The 17312-nt window shown below is 64.9% G+C and carries 15 protein-coding genes and 2 tRNA genes; 13 read left to right on the forward strand and 4 right to left on the reverse strand.

What is annotated here, in order from left to right; all coding sequences use genetic code 11:
• Positions 1-27 precede the first annotated feature (27 nt).
• Positions 28-1083, reverse strand: coding sequence for a M48 family metallopeptidase (locus GOOTI_RS20820; RefSeq protein ID WP_007240588.1), 1056 nt, complete (start codon positions 1081-1083; stop codon positions 28-30).
• Here GOOTI_RS20820 and GOOTI_RS20825 point away from each other — a divergent pair.
• Both GOOTI_RS20825 and GOOTI_RS20830 read left to right on the forward strand, forming a co-directional pair.
• Complete coding sequence (locus GOOTI_RS20825) at positions 1057-1530, forward strand: ribose-5-phosphate isomerase (protein WP_007240589.1); 474 nt, start codon at positions 1057-1059, stop codon at positions 1528-1530. The genes GOOTI_RS20820 and GOOTI_RS20825 overlap by 27 nt on opposite strands.
• Before the next feature lie 40 nt (positions 1531-1570).
• Positions 1571-2374, forward strand: a complete 804-nt coding sequence (locus tag GOOTI_RS20830; protein ID WP_007240590.1) for an Fpg/Nei family DNA glycosylase — start codon at positions 1571-1573, stop codon at positions 2372-2374.
• A 59-nt stretch (positions 2375-2433) separates the two neighbouring features.
• On the opposite strand, the gene GOOTI_RS26285 is transcribed toward GOOTI_RS20830, so the two are convergent.
• Positions 2434-2577, reverse strand: a complete 144-nt coding sequence (locus tag GOOTI_RS26285) for a hypothetical protein (protein WP_169315845.1) — start codon at positions 2575-2577, stop codon at positions 2434-2436.
• 325 nt (positions 2578-2902) lie between these two features.
• On the opposite strand from GOOTI_RS26285, the gene GOOTI_RS20835 reads away from it, so the two are divergent.
• Entirely contained in the window at positions 2903-3865 is a 963-nt protein-coding gene (locus GOOTI_RS20835) for a PE-PPE domain-containing protein (protein ID WP_007240591.1), read from the forward strand.
• Between the two features lie 52 nt (positions 3866-3917).
• The gene (sthA, locus tag GOOTI_RS20840; protein WP_007240592.1) at positions 3918-5369 is read left to right on the forward strand and encodes a Si-specific NAD(P)(+) transhydrogenase; all 1452 of its coding nucleotides are present in this window, start codon (positions 3918-3920) and stop codon (positions 5367-5369) included.
• 114 nt (positions 5370-5483) lie between these two features.
• Here sthA and GOOTI_RS20845 read toward each other — a convergent pair whose 3' ends face one another.
• Together GOOTI_RS20845 and GOOTI_RS20850 are read right to left on the reverse strand one after the other, a co-directional pair.
• Entirely contained in the window at positions 5484-6197 is a 714-nt protein-coding gene (locus GOOTI_RS20845) for a L,D-transpeptidase (RefSeq protein ID WP_039994495.1), read from the reverse strand.
• A gap of 543 nt (positions 6198-6740) precedes the next feature.
• Positions 6741-6811, reverse strand: a tRNA-Gly gene (locus GOOTI_RS20850).
• Positions 6812-7093: 282 nt separating this feature from the next.
• On the opposite strand from GOOTI_RS20850, the gene GOOTI_RS20855 reads away from it, so the two are divergent.
• The 9 genes from GOOTI_RS20855 (at position 7094) to GOOTI_RS20895 (ending at position 17291) form a co-directional block, all read left to right on the forward strand.
• Positions 7094-7167 (forward strand) — tRNA-Pro (locus GOOTI_RS20855).
• Positions 7168-7256: 89 nt separating this feature from the next.
• The gene (gene tig / locus GOOTI_RS20860) at positions 7257-8654 is read left to right on the forward strand and encodes a trigger factor (protein WP_007240594.1); all 1398 of its coding nucleotides are present in this window, start codon (positions 7257-7259) and stop codon (positions 8652-8654) included.
• 284 nt (positions 8655-8938) lie between these two features.
• Positions 8939-9544 carry an ATP-dependent Clp protease proteolytic subunit gene (locus tag GOOTI_RS20865; protein WP_007240595.1) on the forward strand — a complete coding sequence of 202 codons (606 nt, stop codon included), beginning with the start codon at positions 8939-8941 and terminating at the stop codon, positions 9542-9544.
• A 76-nt stretch (positions 9545-9620) separates the two neighbouring features.
• Positions 9621-10310, forward strand: coding sequence for an ATP-dependent Clp protease proteolytic subunit (locus GOOTI_RS20870; RefSeq protein WP_039994496.1), 690 nt, complete (start codon positions 9621-9623; stop codon positions 10308-10310).
• Between the two features lie 275 nt (positions 10311-10585).
• Positions 10586-11866: an ATP-dependent Clp protease ATP-binding subunit ClpX gene (clpX, locus tag GOOTI_RS20875; RefSeq protein WP_007240597.1), complete on the forward strand. Its 1281-nt coding sequence runs from the start codon at positions 10586-10588 to the stop codon at positions 11864-11866.
• A 99-nt stretch (positions 11867-11965) separates the two neighbouring features.
• Positions 11966-12601 (forward strand): molybdenum cofactor guanylyltransferase, encoded by a 636-nt coding sequence (locus GOOTI_RS20880; protein WP_007240598.1) that lies wholly within the window; start codon positions 11966-11968, stop codon positions 12599-12601.
• Between the two features lie 54 nt (positions 12602-12655).
• Positions 12656-15304 carry a valine--tRNA ligase gene (locus GOOTI_RS20885; protein ID WP_007240599.1) on the forward strand — a complete coding sequence of 883 codons (2649 nt, stop codon included), beginning with the start codon at positions 12656-12658 and terminating at the stop codon, positions 15302-15304.
• Entirely contained in the window at positions 15301-16881 is a 1581-nt protein-coding gene (gene folC, locus GOOTI_RS20890; protein ID WP_039994497.1) for a bifunctional tetrahydrofolate synthase/dihydrofolate synthase, read from the forward strand. Before GOOTI_RS20885 ends, folC begins: the two co-directional genes overlap by 4 nt.
• Positions 16878-17291 carry a DUF4233 domain-containing protein gene (locus GOOTI_RS20895; RefSeq protein ID WP_007240601.1) on the forward strand — a complete coding sequence of 138 codons (414 nt, stop codon included), beginning with the start codon at positions 16878-16880 and terminating at the stop codon, positions 17289-17291. Before folC ends, GOOTI_RS20895 begins: the two co-directional genes overlap by 4 nt.
• The last annotated feature ends 21 nt before the right edge of the window (positions 17292-17312 follow it).

Consider the following 17312-nt stretch of genomic DNA (forward strand, 5'->3'; position numbering starts at 1 on the left):
AACCGGGCCGATGCGGCCCGGCAGCGGTCACAGTCTGGGTGGCGTCTCCAAACCATTCGGCAACGATCCCTCGGCGACGAGGGCAGGGTGTGGCGGCGGTGTGACCGGAATCGCGTTGCCACTGCCGACGCCCCGGACGATGGTCTTCGGGCGGAACAGTATGGCTCCCGCGCGGGTACGGTCACGCAGCGCCGCCGCGCGCCATGTGAGAACCGGGTGCGAAGCGAGCAGGTTCACCAGGAAGACGAAGAAGCCTTTCTCGTGGGTTGCGCGGTCGGCCAATTGATCGAAGTCGACGGCACGCAGCATGTACTTGCCCGCAGAGAGCACGCCCATCGCTCTGGGCGCACCTGCCGGCTGCGTGTAGTACCCGAAGTTGTCGGCGGAGTACTCCTGTGCCCGCGACAGCAGTGACCCGAGTATCGGCACCTGCATGCCGATACTCGTCGCGAGCTGGCGCCAGTATGAGGTGTGGCCTGCGGCGATGTGGCCGACCTCGTGTCCGATGATGAAGCGCAATGCCTCCGGGTCGCGTGCGCGGCCTCCGATCTCGAACAGATCGGAGTAGATGACCACATACCGCCTGAAGCCGTGGCCGGATGCGAAAGCGTTGATCTGGCCGTTTCCCAGCACCACGTAGGCGTCCGGGACGTACTCGAGTCCGTAGCGTGCTGCCGCTTCCACGACCATCCGATACCCCTCGACGAACTGCGTCGGAGTCATCTGGACTCCGTTCACGCGGGGAGTGGCGTAGGTGATGCCGCGGATGAGGAACAGCAGCAACGGGAGCGCAAGGGCCAGAAGCGCGAACTGGTTGAAGACGCCGAGCATGACGAGGACCAACACCGCCCCGTAGCCGAGGGCGGAGATGAGGATCAGGACGACGAGCGTCGGGATCTCCCACGGATGCAGTCGTGGTGTGCCTGCGTACTTCGCCGGCGTGAGCCAGCGGCGGTTGGGGTCGTAGCGGCTTTCCGTCGGCTCCGGGTCGGCGAGTCCGGGAACATTGGGAATAGGCGATGAATCGTCCACGGCGTTCAATCTATAGTGGTCGCTATGCGCGTATACGTCGGTGGCGACCATGCCGGATTCGAACTCAAGGCCAAGATCTCCGAGTACCTGCAGGCGAACGGGCACGAAGTGATCGACTCCGGGGCCCATGTCTACGACGCGCAAGACGATTACCCGGCATTCTGTATCGCAACGGCCCAGAAGACCGTCGACGATCCCGGCAGCCTCGGCATCGTGCTCGGCGGCAGCGGCAACGGCGAGCAGATCGCGGCGAACAAGGTCAAGGGCGCACGATGCGCACTCGCGTGGAATGTCGAGATCGCCCAGCTCGCGCGCCAGCACAACAACGCACAGCTCATCGGCATCGGTGGCCGTATGCACACGACCGAAGAGGCATTGGCCATCGTCGACGCCTTCGTCAACACGCCGTTCTCGCAGGAGCCGCGGCATCAGCGGCGCATCGACATCCTCACCGAGTACGAGGAGACGGGCGTCGCACCTGCGCTGCCCGAGTCCTGATCGCTGAGAACGCCTGCTCCTCGCCGGTCGTTCAGAGCCTGTGCCCGAAGGTCATACGCTGCACCGCATCGCGCGGCGCCAACGAAAGCTGTTCGACGGTCTCCGCGTTGCGGTGAGTTCACCTCAGGGACGCTTCGCAGAAGGAGCCGCCGTCGTCGACGGCATGGTGTTCGACGACGCCCAGGCCTGGGGAAAACACCTCGTCCAGCGCTATCGCGACGGACGACGTGAGCAACTGCTGCACGTGCACCTCGGGCTCTACGGTTCCTTCACCGAGCTGCCTGTTCCGATGGGCGAGCCCGTCGGCCAGGTGCGGATGAGAATCGTCGGGGAGAAGGTCGGCGTCGACCTTCGTGGTCCTACCGCCTGCGAGTTGTACACGCCCGCTGATCTGGAGGCGCTCGTCGCCCGGCTCGGTCCCGACCCGTTGCGACCCGATGCCGACCCGGCGCGCGCGTACGCGGCGATCACGCGGTCGCGTCGACCGATCGGCGCACTGCTCATGGATCAGAAGGTCATCGCTGGCGTGGGAAACGTCTACCGCGCAGAAGTGCTGTTCCGCAACGGAATCGATCCCATGCGGCCGGGGACCTCCATCACCGCCGACGAGTTCGACGCGCTGTGGGCCGATCTGGTCGCGTTGATGAGGATCGGCGTCAGACGCGGACGAATACACGTGGTGCGTGCCGAGGACGATCACGGTGCGCCCTCGTATGCCACGGACCGCCCGCGCACCTACGTGTACCGGCGGGCCGGTGAGAAGTGCAGAATCTGCGGAACTCCGATCGCACACGGTGAACTCGACGGTCGAAACCTGTTCTGGTGCCCGACCTGTCAGACGTGACCTAAAGCCTCGGCGCAGGGATCGGACTCAGCGACCGGGCTCGCCGATGCAGCCGGATTTCAGTGCGTGCGCTCTTCGGCCCGCTGCGCCATGATCAGAAGTTCGTCGCGCTGAGATGCGGCGCTGACGCGCTGGATCCGGTCGTAGAGCCTACGGCGATCGGAGGAGTTGTGGAGCTGTGCACGGAATCGTGCGAAAGACATTGGTAACGCTGCTTTCTCGTATCGGTGGTCGTGTTCGGTGGTGATGGACGCGAGGTCGGATCACCTGAGTGTGCATCGGGTGGTGGTGGCCCTCGCTCGGAAGTGTCGCACCAGAAGCTGCTCACTCAATTGTTCGCGTCAATTTCATGTAAATCAACCTGCTTCGACGTGATCTGGACTACGTCTGACCTGGGCACTCGATGTCAGCGGCGTGGACCGGGGTGCAGCACGGCACGCGCAGCCAACATCTCGGCGCGACACCCTCACAGCAAAAGCTCAGTGTCGCGCAGCGCTTCTCTCATGGGCGACACGGAGCATCGATGACATGGAGACCATGAACAGCCGCGGTGCGCAGCCATGTGCGGCTCCGACGTCGCAGCCGCACCCGGTCGGTCTGATCACGGTGCTGGCCGTGGGTGGGACCGGGGAGTCCTATAGGGGTGACAGGCGGACGGCGGTCAGCGGGATGTTGGCGGCGGTCGTCGATGATCTCGACGAGCGTTTCGTGCCGCGTTGGGTCGGGTATCCGGCGAGCTACGGGCCCGCGACGGGCAGGCGCGGTATCAGTTACGCCGACAGCGTTGCCGAAGGTGTCCGTTCCCTGCGGCAGGCATTGACCGACACCGACGGGCAGGTTGTGATCGTCGGCTACTCGCAGGGTGCCGTTGTCGTCCGTCGATGTGTGCACGAACTCGAACTCGACGCTGATCTGTCGATCGATCGGGTGATCGGCCTCGGTTTCGTGGCGGATCCCCACCAGCCGCCCGGCGTGGTGACCGGTTGTTCGGGATGGGGCGTTGCGGGGGAGGGGCCACCCCTGCCCGACCGTATCCCCGCGTGGTGGGTGGGCGCCCCGACCGACATGATCTGCAACGCCGAGCCGGATTCGTTGATCCGCGACATCGCCGACCTCACCGCCTCGCTCGAGTTCAGTCGACCCCTCAACTGGATTCGCGACATGCTGGTCGTGTTGCGGGACAATGCGTTTCAGAACGCAGCGCGCACGTCGCTGCGTCCCGCACAGTGGGGCCGGGATGTGCACCGCCTGCGCGCGGCGTGGCGGGCGGTGCGCAGATATCTACCTGCACTCATCGTCTGGCACAGCCTCGTGATCACGAACCGTGACGGGGGCAGGCACACGGCGTATTGCCGGGAGCCGTATCGCCGTCTCGCGACCGCGCCGGACACGACAGGCTGCCAGGAGTTGGCCCAGTGGTTACAGGTCGGCGCAACCTTTGCGCCGATGCGCGCCTCGAGTCGTGCGAACCCCGCCGCTGAGCGACACTGATCACAGGCCCACGACGGGTCGTCAGGCGAGAGACGAGCGAAAGACTGGGCGCGTGGATCATTTCGACATCGTTGTCATCGGGTCCGGGCCGGCCGGACAGAAGGCCGCCATCGCAGCGGCGAAGCTCGGCAAGCGGGCGGCAATCGTGGAGCGCCGCAACATGGTTGGCGGTGTGTGTATCAACACCGGCACGATCCCCTCCAAGACGTTACGTGAGGCGGTCCTGTATCTGACCGGCCTCAGCCAGCGGGAGATGTACGGCGAATCGTATCGACTGAAGTCGGATATAACGGTCACTGATCTCTCGGCTCGGACCACCCATGTCGTGGGCAAGGAGATCGACGTCATCCAGAGCCAGCTCGCTCGCAACGGCGTGACCATGTTGCTCGGCAGCGCGTACTTCACCAGTCCGAACGAGATCGCGATCGAGGATGCCACCGGCGATCTCAAACACGTCAGCGCCGACAAGTTCGTGATCGCGGTCGGCACGAGGCCTGCCCGCCCGCCGTCTGTCGACTTCGACGGCACGACCGTCGTCGACTCCGACCAGATCCTGGCACTCGATCGGGTTCCGCGGTCGATGGTCGTGGTCGGCGCCGGCGTCATCGGCATCGAGTACGCCTCGATGTTCGCGGCGCTCGGCACAAAGGTGACCGTCATCGAGCAGCGTCCCACGATGCTCGACTTCTGTGATCGCGAGATCGTGGAGGCATTGCAGTACCAGCTGCGCGAACGCGGCGTGACGTTCCGGTTCGGCGAGCACGTGCAGACCGTCGAGACCCATCCCTCGGGAACGTTGACGATCCTGGCGTCGGGAAAGAAGATCCCCGCCGACACCGTGCTGTACTCCGCGGGCCGCCAGGGCGTGTCCGACGAGCTGAGGGTCGATGCGGCCGGTCTGACCGCGGACAAGCGCGGCAGGCTCGCCGTGGACGCCGACTTCCGTACCGAGGTCGACCACATCTATGCCGTCGGTGACATCATCGGCTTCCCGGCACTGGCGGCAACGTCGATGGAGCAGGGAAGACGTGCGACCTATCACGCGTTCGACGAACCGGTCGGGGCAACCGACGACAACCTGCAACCCATCGGCATCTATGCGATTCCGGAGATCAGCTTCGTCGGCAGGACCGAAGACCAGTTGACCGCGGCCAATGTGCCGTTCGAGGTCGGTGTTGCGCGATATCGGGAACTGGCGAGGGGCGCGATCATGGGCGATTCATACGGGCTGCTCAAGCTGCTCGTGCACGCGGAGGAACGCACCCTGCTCGGCGTACATGCGTTCGGCACCAATGCCGCAGAGTTGGTTCACATCGGTCAGACGGTGACGGGGTTGGGCGGAAAGGTCGACTACCTCGTCGACGCCGTGTTCAACTACCCGACCCTGGCGGAGGGCTACAAGGTGGCGGCTCTCGATGCGTCGAACAAGATGCGCGCGATCGCCCGGGTGCGGGCGGAGGGCAACAGGATGGATCTCGACGTCGGCAGCGGAAGTCTCGTCTGAACCGCGGTGACGCGGCGCGTCGGCGCCCGAATTCAGAAGACGGGAGAGGCCCGGGTCCGTATCGGACCCGGGCCTCTCCCGTATGTCTGTGAGATCAGACGTCAGACCGTTTGATCAGTTGCCGTCGTACTGGCCGCCGACGGTGCCGCGGACGACGATCGGGGTTCCCTGCGGGATCGTGTCGTAGACCCACTTGCCGTTCTCGGTGCTGATGTTGATGCAGCCGTGGCTCACGTTGCTGTTGCCCTGCTGGGCGACCGACCACGGTGCGGCGTGGATGAAGATGCCGTCGCTCGACATACGGGTGGCCCAGTAGACGTCGGTGCGGTAGCCCTCCGGCGAGTCGACCGGCACGCCGTAGGTGGACGAGTCCATCACGATGTGCTGGTACTTCTCACGGGTGTGGTAGACGCCGTTGGGCGTCGGGTGCGCGTTCGAGCCCATCGAGATCGGCATCTTCTTGACGAACTTGCCGTCCTTCCACCAATAGATGGTGTGGTCACCGTCGGTGGCCAGGGCGATCCATCCCGTCGAGGTCTTGACGTTGGGGATGCCCGGGACGCCCGGAGCCTCCTGCGTTGTCGCGGGAGGAGGAGTGGTGGTGGACGGCGCAGGCGCAGGCGCGGGAGTGGTCTGCTTCGGCGGAGTCGGCAGTCCCGGGATGTTGTCGGGAACCTCGACCGGCGGAAGCCCTGGCACCACGGTGACAGGCGTTGCCTGGGCAAGAGCCGGTGCGGCGAGCGCAACGGCGATCACACCGATCACCGCGGCGAGTAGTCCGCGGACGACGCCGCGACGGCGACGATGGGACGGAGTTGAGTTCAGCACGGGAGTTCGCAAACCTTCGCTCTTGGGACAATGTAGACGCACCCCCCCGAGGCGCCGCGACCATCGTTACACAACCGTTGTCTTTCGTTCAAAGGCAAAGCGTCGGACGGCCTCGTTGTTGTGTCGGATCGACGGTTCGTGAAGCCAAAAGGCGAGGTCGTCGCACGACCGTCACGAATATGTGACACCGGTCACAATATGTGCGCCGGGTTTCGGGTTCGGCTCGAACCGGCTGTGCTGCCGCGCGTTACGCGCGCAGGCCCTGGATGTCGGGATGCTCGGTCCGTAAATGAACGGCGGGCTCTGCGCACGATTCATTTCGGCATATGAGCATGGCGTCGACGCGCGGGGTGCCACTGTCGGACGTCGTCACATCACGTCGGAAAAACAATGGTGCGCCGCAGCTCGAACATCTGCGCGGGGTCTTCGAGTAACTGGAGGACATGAGTCAAGGCTACACCCGCTTGTGGCGTGGATCACACGCCGACGGGCTGCTCGCGGCACGAGAAAGGCCAGAGGGAAAAACCCTCTGGCCTGCGTCGGAGCGGGTGACGGGAATCGAACCCGCGTAGCTAGTTTGGAAGACTAGGGCTCTACCATTGAGCTACACCCGCGTGCTGCCGACATCGGCAGCGCATGTGACTGTACCCAATGGTGGGCTCGGATCAGAAATCGACCCGTCGATCGTGGGCTCGACGTACCGGTCGGACCCGCCGTCTGACCGGTACCGTCCACGCCGCGGGCGCGCCGGGGTGCGCCGACGGCGCCGATTCGCCAGGACCGGATTCGGTTACTGTCCGAGGGCCACGTACTATCGTCTGTTGGCCCTGCTCGTCGGGGACAGATGACCCAGCGAGGCGGGTTCATCGAGGCCGCGGTCCGCGTACCGAGGCCACCGGGATGTGGCGCAGCTTGGTAGCGCATCCGCTTTGGGAGCGGAGGGTCGCAGGTTCGAATCCTGTCATCCCGACCGATCAGGACACGGCCCACCGGACACGCACCGCGGGGCACGATCCGTGACGACAGCGTACGAGACGTATATATGAGGAGCATTCAGGCGTGAAGAGCACTGTCGAGCAACTGAGCCCGACCCGAGTCAAGCTCAATGTCGAGGTGCCGTTCGAGGAACTCTCGGGCGACTTCGACAGGGCGTACCGCTCGCTGGCACAGCAGATCCGCATTCCGGGCTTTCGCCCGGGAAAGGCCCCGGCCAAGCTGATCGAGGCGCGCGTGGGCCGCGACTCGATCCTGGCTCAGGTCGTCAACGACGCACTGCCGGGTAAGTACTCGGAGGCCGTGGCAGAAACCGAGACCAAGGCGATCGGGCAGCCGGAGATCGACCTGTCCGAGCTGAAGTACGGCGAGAGCATCAGTTTCACCGCCGAGGTCGATGTCCGTCCGGAGATCGAGTTGCCCGACTACTCGACGCTTGCGGTCGAGGTCGACGCCATCGCCGACGACGAGGACGCAGTCAACGAACAGCTCGAGGGCCTGCGCGGTCGGTTCGGCACGCTCAAGGGCGTCGATCGTCCCGTCGAGAACGGTGATCACGTGTCGATCGACCTGTCGGCGACCGTCGACGGTGAGAAGGTCGAGGACGCGTCCACCGAGGGACTGTCACACGAAGTCGGCTCCGGGCAGCTGATCGACGGCCTCGACGAGGCGCTCGTCGGTCTCAATGCCGGTGAGTCGACCACCTTCACGACCAAGCTGGTGGCGGGAGAGCATGCCGGCGCCGACGCCGAGGTGACAGTCAAGGTGAACTCGGTCAAGGAGCGCGAGCTCCCCGAACTCGACGACGAGTTCGCGCAGATGGCGTCCGAGTTCGACACCGTCGACGAGCTGCGTGAGTCCATCGTCGAACGCGTCGAACAGTCGAAGCGCTTCGAGCAGGCCAACGCCATTCGCGATGCCGTCCTCGACAAGCTGATCGAGACCGTCGAGATCCCGCTGCCGGAGAACGTCGTGCAGGCCGAGGTCGACGGACAGCTCGAGCAGGTGCTGCACAGCATCGGCCACGACGACGCTGTCTTCGAGCAGTTGCTCGAGGCGCAGGGCACCACGCGTGAGGAATTCGAGAACAACGCCCGCGAGTCTGCGGAGAAGTCAGTCCGTACCCAGCTGCTGCTCGACGCGATCGCCGAGCAGCAGGAGACCGAGGTCAGCCAGGACGAGTTGACCCAGCAGATCCTGTTCCAGGCGCAGCGTTACGGAATGGCTCCGCAGGAGTTCATCCAGCAGCTGACCCAGGCGAACCAGGTCGGCGCCGTGTACGCCGACGTACGCCGCGGCAAGGCCCTGGCCGGGATCGTCGACGAGGTGACCGTGACCGACTCCGACGGCAAGACCGTCGACACCGCCGAGTTCTTCGGCGGGGCCGATGCCGACGAAGCCGATGCCGACGCCTCGGACACAGCCGACGATGCGAAGACCGACGACAAGGGCGAGGACGCCTGACATCACGACGCAGGACGCGACAGCCGGATTCTGGGCAATGCCCGGGTCCGGCTGTTCTGCTCTCAGCGAATAGGGGTGTCATCGGCGGTATCGGAACCCGCCGATTGACTACTGTCGGAGAAGACGATCCCGAGCACTCGCGATCGCACCGAACGCGAGATCCCAGAAGACCAGAGGTCGAACGGGATTCGAGTTCTTCGAGTATTCGGGATCAACGAGCACACGGGCCCCGGCTTCGCTGGGGCGCCGATGACAGACCACAAACGACAGACAAGGTGGGAACCGTGAGCAAGCCGACCATTTACACACCATCGATGAGTTCAGGAGTCGCGGGGCTGAACCTGAGCGACTCGGTGTTCGAACGGCTGCTGCGCGAGCGGATCATCTTCCTGGGCACTCAGGTCGACGACGACATCGCGAACAAGCTGTGTGCGCAGATCCTGCTGCTCTCGGCCGAAGACCCGACGCGCGACATCCACATGTACATCAACTCGCCGGGCGGTTCGGTCACCGCCGGCATGGCGATCTTCGACACGATGGAACTCGCCGAGTGCGACATCGCCACCTACGCGATGGGCCTCGCAGCATCGATGGGTCAGTTCCTGCTCACCGCGGGTGCCAAGGGCAAGCGCTACGCGCTGCCGCATGCGCGCATCATGATGCACCAGCCGTCCGCGGGTATCGGTGGTACCGCCGCCGACATCGCCATCCAGGCCGAGCAGTTCGCAACCATCAAGAAGCAGATGAACGAGCTCAACGCCGAACACACCGGGCAGACGGTCGAGCAGATCGAGATCGACGCCGATCGCGACAAGTGGTTCACCGCGGACGCGGCCAAGGACTACGGCCTGGTCGACCGCGTGATCTCGCGTGCCAGGGCGGTCTCGTAGATCCGTTTTCGTCCCCAGGAACCGAGAACGACCACCGTCGAGTTCATTCGCCACCCACACTTTCACGGAGCAGATCATGACGAACATGTACGACTCGCTGCCGGCTGACGTCGCCGCAGGGATCCCCGCATCGGCCCTCGCGCTGAAGAACATCGAAATGCGGTACATCCTCCCGCAATTCATCGAGCACACCCCGAACGGGCAGCGTCAGTACGACCCGTACGCAAAGCTCTTCGAGGAGCGCATCGTGTTCGTCGGCACCCCTATCGACCAGACGGTCGCCAACGACGTGATGGCGCAGCTCCTCGTGCTCGAGTCGCAGGATCCCGACCGCGACATCACGATGTACATCAATTCGCCCGGCGGCAGCGTCCCGGACATGCTCGCCATCTACGACACGATGCAGTACGTCCACTGCGACATCGTGACCGTGTGCCTCGGCGAGGCGGCGTCGGCGGCGGCGATCCTGCTCGCAGGCGGCAGTCCCGGCAAGCGGGCCGCACTGCCGAACGCGACTATCCTCATCCACCAGCCACGCACCGGTGGAGCGTTCCAGGGTCAGGTGTCCGACCTCGAGATCCAGGCTGCCGAGATCGAGCGCATCCGCAATCGGCTCGACGAGATCCTTGCCGGACACACCGGGCAGACCAAGGAGAAGATTCGTAAGGACACCGACCGCGACAACATCCTGACCGCCGACCAGGCGAAGGAATACGGGATCGTGGACGAGGTGTTCGAGTATCGGAAGAAGTCGCTCAAGAAGTAGCGACACACCCGCGAGGTTCCCCGGGGCGGTGCGGGACAAGGGGCATGCTTGAGTGCCGCACCGCTCGGGCGGGCAGGTGGTCGGAGACGTCGAAAAGTCGTCGACGACATTTGCTCTTATCGGTCGAAGTTATGTCCACGCGCGGGTACCGTCGTGATATCGGGCGATCCTGCGTGAAGCGATAGTCCGCGTCCGACTGCCTCTGCAACGGGTTCTTTCGAGACGACACGACGACACGGCAGCACGGCAAGCAAGGGAAGTAGGTACAGCGCGCGATGGCACGAATCGGAGACGGCGGCGATCTGCTGAAGTGCTCGTTCTGTGGCAAGAGTCAGAAGCAGGTCAAGAAGCTCATTGCCGGACCCGGCGTGTACATCTGTGACGAGTGCATCGACCTCTGCAACGAGATCATCGAAGAAGAGCTCGCCGAGAACGGCGACGTGAAGCTCGACGAGCTGCCCAAACCGGCAGAGATCCGCGACTTCCTCGAGAACTACGTCATCGGACAGGACACAGCCAAGCGCACGCTCGCGGTCGCCGTCTACAACCACTACAAGCGCATCCAGGCCGGGGAGAAGAAGGACTCGCGCAGCGGTGAGGTCGTCGAACTCGCCAAGTCGAACATCCTGATGCTGGGACCGACCGGCTGCGGCAAGACCTACCTCGCGCAGACCCTGGCCAAGATGCTCAACGTGCCGTTCGCGATCGCCGATGCAACGGCGCTCACCGAGGCCGGCTACGTGGGCGAGGACGTCGAGAACATTCTTCTCAAACTGATCCAGGCCGCCGACTACGACGTCAAGCGCGCCGAGACGGGCATCATCTACATCGACGAGGTCGACAAGATCGCCCGCAAGAGCGAGAACCCGTCGATCACGCGCGATGTCTCCGGCGAGGGCGTGCAACAAGCATTGCTGAAGATCCTCGAGGGCACGCAGGCCTCCGTACCGCCGCAGGGTGGGCGCAAGCATCCGCACCAGGAGTTCATCCAGATCGACACGACCAACGTGCTGTTCATCGTCGCCGGTGCGTTCGCGGGTCTCGAGAAGATCATCTCGGAGCGCATCGGCAAGCGGGGGATCGGTTTCGGCAACGAGGTCGCCAGTCGCGAAGACGTCGACACCACCGATCACTTCGCCGACGTCATGCCTGAGGACCTCATCAAGTTCGGTCTGATCCCCGAGTTCATCGGTCGTCTGCCGATGATCGCTTCAGTGACCAATCTCGACAAGGAATCGCTTGTGTCGATCCTGTCGGAACCCAAGAACGCGCTGGTCAAGCAGTACACCAAGCTCTTCGACATGGACGACGTCGAACTCGAGTTCACCCAGGACGCCTTGGAAGCCGTCGCCGACCAGGCGATCCATCGCGGCACCGGGGCTCGCGGCCTGCGCGCCATCATGGAGGAAGTACTGCTTCCCGTCATGTACGACATCCCCAGCCGCGACGACGTCGAGAAGGTCGTCGTGACCGCCGAGACCGTCAACGACAACGTGCTGCCGACCATCGTGCCGCGGTCGAGCAACTCCGAGGAGCGTCGGGACAAGAGCGCCTGACACCTCTGATCCTTGAAACGCGGGTCATCGTCTCCGGACGGTGACCCGCGTTTCGTCGTCTTGCTGATTTCGACGCCGCGGCTGGTACAGACTGGGCAGATGACACGCAGCGAAGAAAAGACCGCGGGCATTGTGTTGGCGGGCGGCCGTTCACGCAGGATGGGCAGCGACAAGGCGGCGCTCGACTGGAACGGCGAGCCGATGCTCGCCGGGGTGGTCCGCACCATCTCGCAGCGCTGCGATCCGGTGTTCGTGGTCGCGACCGAGGACTCGGGAGCCTACCGGTTGCTGCACGGCACAGGCGGCCCGGAAGCCGTGTGGGTGACCGATGAGGAGCCCGGTGCCGGTCCGCTCGCGGGACTCGCGGTCGGCCTTGCGGCGGCGCGTGACGCGGGATGCTCACACGCGTTCGTCTCGGCCACCGACATGCCGCTCATCGAACCCGGCCTGATCGACGAACTGCTGGTCGCGGTGACCGACTCGGCGGGAGCCGTGGTCGCTCACGACAACGAGCGCGACCATCCCATGGCGGCGATCTACCGCACCGACGCCGCCGACGCCATCGCCGAACTCGTCTCAGCAGGGGAGCGTCGGATGACCGCGGCCCTCGAAGCGATCGGAACCTATCGGGTGACCGTCTCCGACCCTCTCTGGCTGACCAACGTGAACTCGCCCGAGGATGTTCATCGTGTCCGTGTTTCGGCCGATGCCGCGCGTGCCGAGGCCATCGGCTGAGCGCTCCGCGGAGAGGGTGTGAGTGTCGTCGGAGCGGTTCCCTAAGATTGAGGGGTGACCGACTCGACGCCTGCGCTGCCGAAGTCCTGGGACCCTGCCGACCACGAGTCGAAGCTCTACCAGGGCTGGGTTGACGCCGGATACTTCACCCCGGATGCCTCCAGCGACAAGCCTGCCTACTCCATCGTCATCCCACCGCCCAACGTCAACGGGTCGCTGCACATGGGGCATGCCTACGAGCATGTCCTGATGGACGCGCTGACCCGGCGTGCCCGGATGCAGGGCTACGAGACGCTGTGGCTGCCAGGTATGGATCACGCAGCCATCGCGATGCAGACGATGGTCGAGCGCAAGCTCGCCGCCGAGGGTTTGACCCGCGACGACCTCGGCCGCGACGCCTTCATCGAGCGTGTCTGGCAGGAGAAGGCCGAGATCAGCGGCAACATCGGTGAGCAGATGCGCCGACTCGGTGATGGCGTCGACTGGACCCGCGAGCGTTTCACGATGGACGAGGGACTCTCGCGCGCGGTCCAGACGGTCTTCAAGAAGATGTACGACGACGGGCTGATCTACCAGGCGGAGCGCCTCGTCAACTGGTCGCCGGTGCTCAAGACCGCCGTCAGCGATATCGAGGTCAGCTACGCCGACGTCGAGGGCGAACTCGTCAGTTTCCGCTACGGGTCCCTCGACGATTCACAGCCCCACATCGTCGTCGCGACCACGCGAATGGAGACGATGCTCGGCGACACGGCGATCGCAGTGCATCCCGACGACGAGCGGTACGCCGATCTCGTCGGCACCGAACTCGACCACCCGTTCGTCGATCGAAAGATCCCGGTCATCGCCGACGACTACGTCGATCCGGATTTCGGTACCGGCGCCGTCAAGATCACCCCGGCACACGACCCGAACGACTTCGCGGTCGGGACGCGACACGGGCTGCCGATGCCGACGATCATGGATGAGGAAGCGCACATCGCCGGCACCGGAACCGAGTTCGACGGCATGGACCGCTTCGAGGCCAGGGTCAAGATTCGCGAGGCGCTCGCCACACAGGGTCGGATCGTGAAAGAAGTTCGGCCGTACCTGCACAGCGTCGGGCACTCGGAGCGCACGGGCGAGCCGATCGAGCCCCGTCTGTCCATGCAGTGGTGGGTCAAGGTGGAATCGCTGGCCAAGGCCGCTGGTGACGCCGTGCGGGACGGGTCGACGGTGATCCACCCGACGTCGATGGAGCCACGGTGGTTCGCATGGGTCGACGACATGCACGACTGGACCATCTCGCGGCAGTTGTGGTGGGGACACCGCATCCCGATCTGGTACGGCCCCGACGGTGAGGTCGTGTGCGTCGGACCCGACGAGCAGGCCCCCGAGGGATACGTCCAGGAGACCGACGTGCTCGACACGTGGTTCTCCTCGGGCCTGTGGCCGTTCTCCACCCTCGGCTGGCCCGAGGACACCCCGGATTTCGAGAAGTTCTATCCCACATCGGTTCTCGTCACCGGGTACGACATCCTGTTCTTCTGGGTGGCGAGGATGATGATGTTCGGCACGTACGTCGGCAAGGATCTCGACGCCGACAAGAAGGTGCCGTTCCACAACCTGTTCCTCCATGGCCTGGTGCGCGACGAGCACGGGAAGAAGATGTCGAAGTCGCGCGGTAACGGCATCGACCCGCTCGACTGGGTCGACCGCTTCGGAGCCGACGCCCTGCGTTTCACGCTCGCCCGCGGCGCCAACCCGGGTTCGGACATCTCCGTCGGCGAGGACCACGCGCAATCGTCGCGCAACTTCGCGACCAAGCTGTACAACGCCACGAAGTTCGCGCTGATGAACGGCGCACAGGTGCCTGCCGATGGCGAACTGCCCGACGCCGCGGACCTGACCGTCGCCGACCGCTGGATTCTCGGACGCCTGGATGAAGTGCTCGCGGAGGTCGACGCGGGGTTCGACTCCTACGAGTTCTCGAAGGCCTGCGAGGCGTTGTACCACTTCGCGTGGGACGAGGTCTGCGACTGGTACCTCGAGCTCGCCAAGGTGCAGTTTGCCGAAGAGGATCCGAAACGCTCGAGGTCGACGGCCCTGGTGCTCGGCGCGGTTCTCGATCCGCTATTGCGTGCGCTGTCGCCGGTCATGCCGTTCGTCACCGAAGTGTTGTGGAAGACGCTGACCGGGGGCGAGTCCGTCGTGATCGCCTCGTGGCCGACACGATCCACGCGTGAACTGGACACCGCCGCGGCCACCGAGATCGATGACCTGCAGCGCCTGATCACCGAGGTCCGACGCTTCCGCAGCGATCAGGGGCTCCGTCCCGGGCAGCGGGTCGCGGCCGAGATCGACGGTCTCGACGTCGCGGGGCTGGGGGATACGCGGCCCTACCTGGATTCGCTTGCCCGTCTTGATCCCGCGGGCGACGGCTTCGCGGCGACGGCGACCATCGATGTGCGTCTGTCGTCGGCGACGGTCACCGTGCGCATCGACACCTCGGGAACCGTCGACATCGACGCCGAGCGCAAACGCGCGGCCAAGGATCTCGCCGCCGCCGAAAAGGAACTGGCCCAGACGACCGGAAAGCTCGGCAACGAGCAGTTTCTCGCCAAGGCGCCCGACAACGTCGTCGCCAAGATCCGACAACGGCAGCAGGTTGCGACCGAAGAAGTCGAGCGGCTCACGGCGAAACTGGCATCGCTGGGCGGGTCATGAGCCCGCGCGACGGCCGGTCCGACCGGTCGGACGACGACTACGTTCCCGAATCAGTCGACGGGGACGACGAGCCGATCTTCACATCCGCCGACTTCGCGGGATACGAGGACGGCGACGTCGAACCGGACCCGATGAACCTGGGCTCGCTCCTCGGTGACGACATCGACGACACACCGATCATCGTCGTCGACAGCCCGTCGGATCTCGCCGAGCTCGCGGATCTGGAGAACGAACTCGACACGCGGTGGCCGGAAACGCGAATCGAGCCGTCGCTCACGCGCATTGCGGCGTTGATGGATCTCCTGGGTTCGCCGCAGCACGCCTATCCGGCTATCCACATCGCCGGTACCAACGGCAAGACGTCTGTCACGCGGATGGTCGATGCACTGATGGTCGCGTTGCATCGTCGATCCGGCCGCTACACGAGCCCGCACCTGCAGCGGGTCACCGAACGCATCGCCGTCGACGGCCGGCCGATCTCGGCGCGCGACTTCATCGACACCTATCGCGACATCGAGCCCTACATCACCATGGTCGACGATTCGTCGACGGCGGCCGACGGTCCGCGGATGAGTAAGTTCGAGGTCCTCACCGCCATCGCGTTCGCCTACTTCGCCGAGGCGCCCGTCGACGTCGCAGTGGTCGAGACGGGGATGGGCGGGCGTTGGGACGCAACCAACGTCGTCGATGCGACGGTCGCCGTCATCACCCCGATCGCGATGGATCACGCCGACTACCTCGGCGATTCGCTCGCCGCGATCGCAGGGGAGAAGGCCGGGATCATCAAGCCGGCCAAGGACGATCTGGTGGTGACCGATCCCGTGACGGTGATCGCGCCGCAGGAGCCCGAGGTGATGGACGTTCTGCTACGCGAGGCCGTTGCACAGGACACCGTCGTCGCACGGCAGAACTCGGAGTTCGCCGTGCTCGATTCGATCACCGCGGTCGGCGGCCAGATGCTGCGGCTGCAGGGACTCGGCGGCGTGTACGACGAGGTCTTCCTGCCACTGCACGGCGAGCACCAGGCGCAGAATGCCTCGATCGCGCTTGCTGCCGTCGAAGCGTTCTTCGGTGCCGGCCCCGATCGACAGCTCGACATCGACGCCGTCCGTGCCGGTTTCGCCGCGGTCAGCAGTCCCGGAAGGCTCGAACGTGTGCGCAGCGCGCCGACGGTGTTCGTCGACGCCGCGCACAACCCGCACGGGGCGCACGCCTTGGCACACGCACTGACCGACGAGTTCGACTTCCGACGTCTCGTCGGCGTCATCGGGATGCTCGGCGACAAGGACGCCGAGGGATTCCTCACCGAGCTCGAGCCGGTGCTCGACGCGGTGGTCGTCACCAACAACGGATCACCCCGGGCGGTCGAGACCGAGGCTCTCGCCGAGACCGCACGCGAGGTGTTCGGCGAGGAACGGGTCCACGTGGAGCCGTTCCTGCCCGACGCCGTCGAGATGGCGATCGGACTCGCAGAGGAATCCGACGGCGAACCGGTCTCCGGAGCGGGCGTGGTGATCACCGGGTCGGTCGTGACCGCAGGTGCGGGACGTACCCTGTTCGGGAAGGACCCGTCATGAGCGAATCCGCAAGTGAGGCACCGAAGTTCACTCCACCGACAAACGATCCGTGGAAGGGCCTGCGCGGTGTCATGGCGGGCACGATGGTGCTCGAGATCATCGTGATGATCCTGACCTTCCCGATCGTGGCGCGGGTGGGAAACGGCCTGACGTGGGTTTCCGGAACGTACCTGGGTGTGGTGACGCTGCTCATGGTGCTCGCCGTCGGAATGCAGAAGCGACCTCAGGCACTGAACATCGATCTGGCACTGCAGGTGCTTGTCATCATCGGTGGTGTCTTCCACTGGTCCATCGCGGTGATCGGTGTGATCTTCGGTTGCGTGTGGCTCTACATCCGCTACATCAAGGGTGACGTCCAGAAACGGATCGACCGCGGACTGCTCTACGGTCAGGAGCCGATCGAGGGGTGAGGGCGTCGCCGCAATTGTCCG

Source organism: Gordonia otitidis NBRC 100426 (assembly GCF_000248075.1).
Classification (GTDB): Bacteria; Actinomycetota; Actinomycetes; order Mycobacteriales; family Mycobacteriaceae; genus Gordonia; species Gordonia otitidis.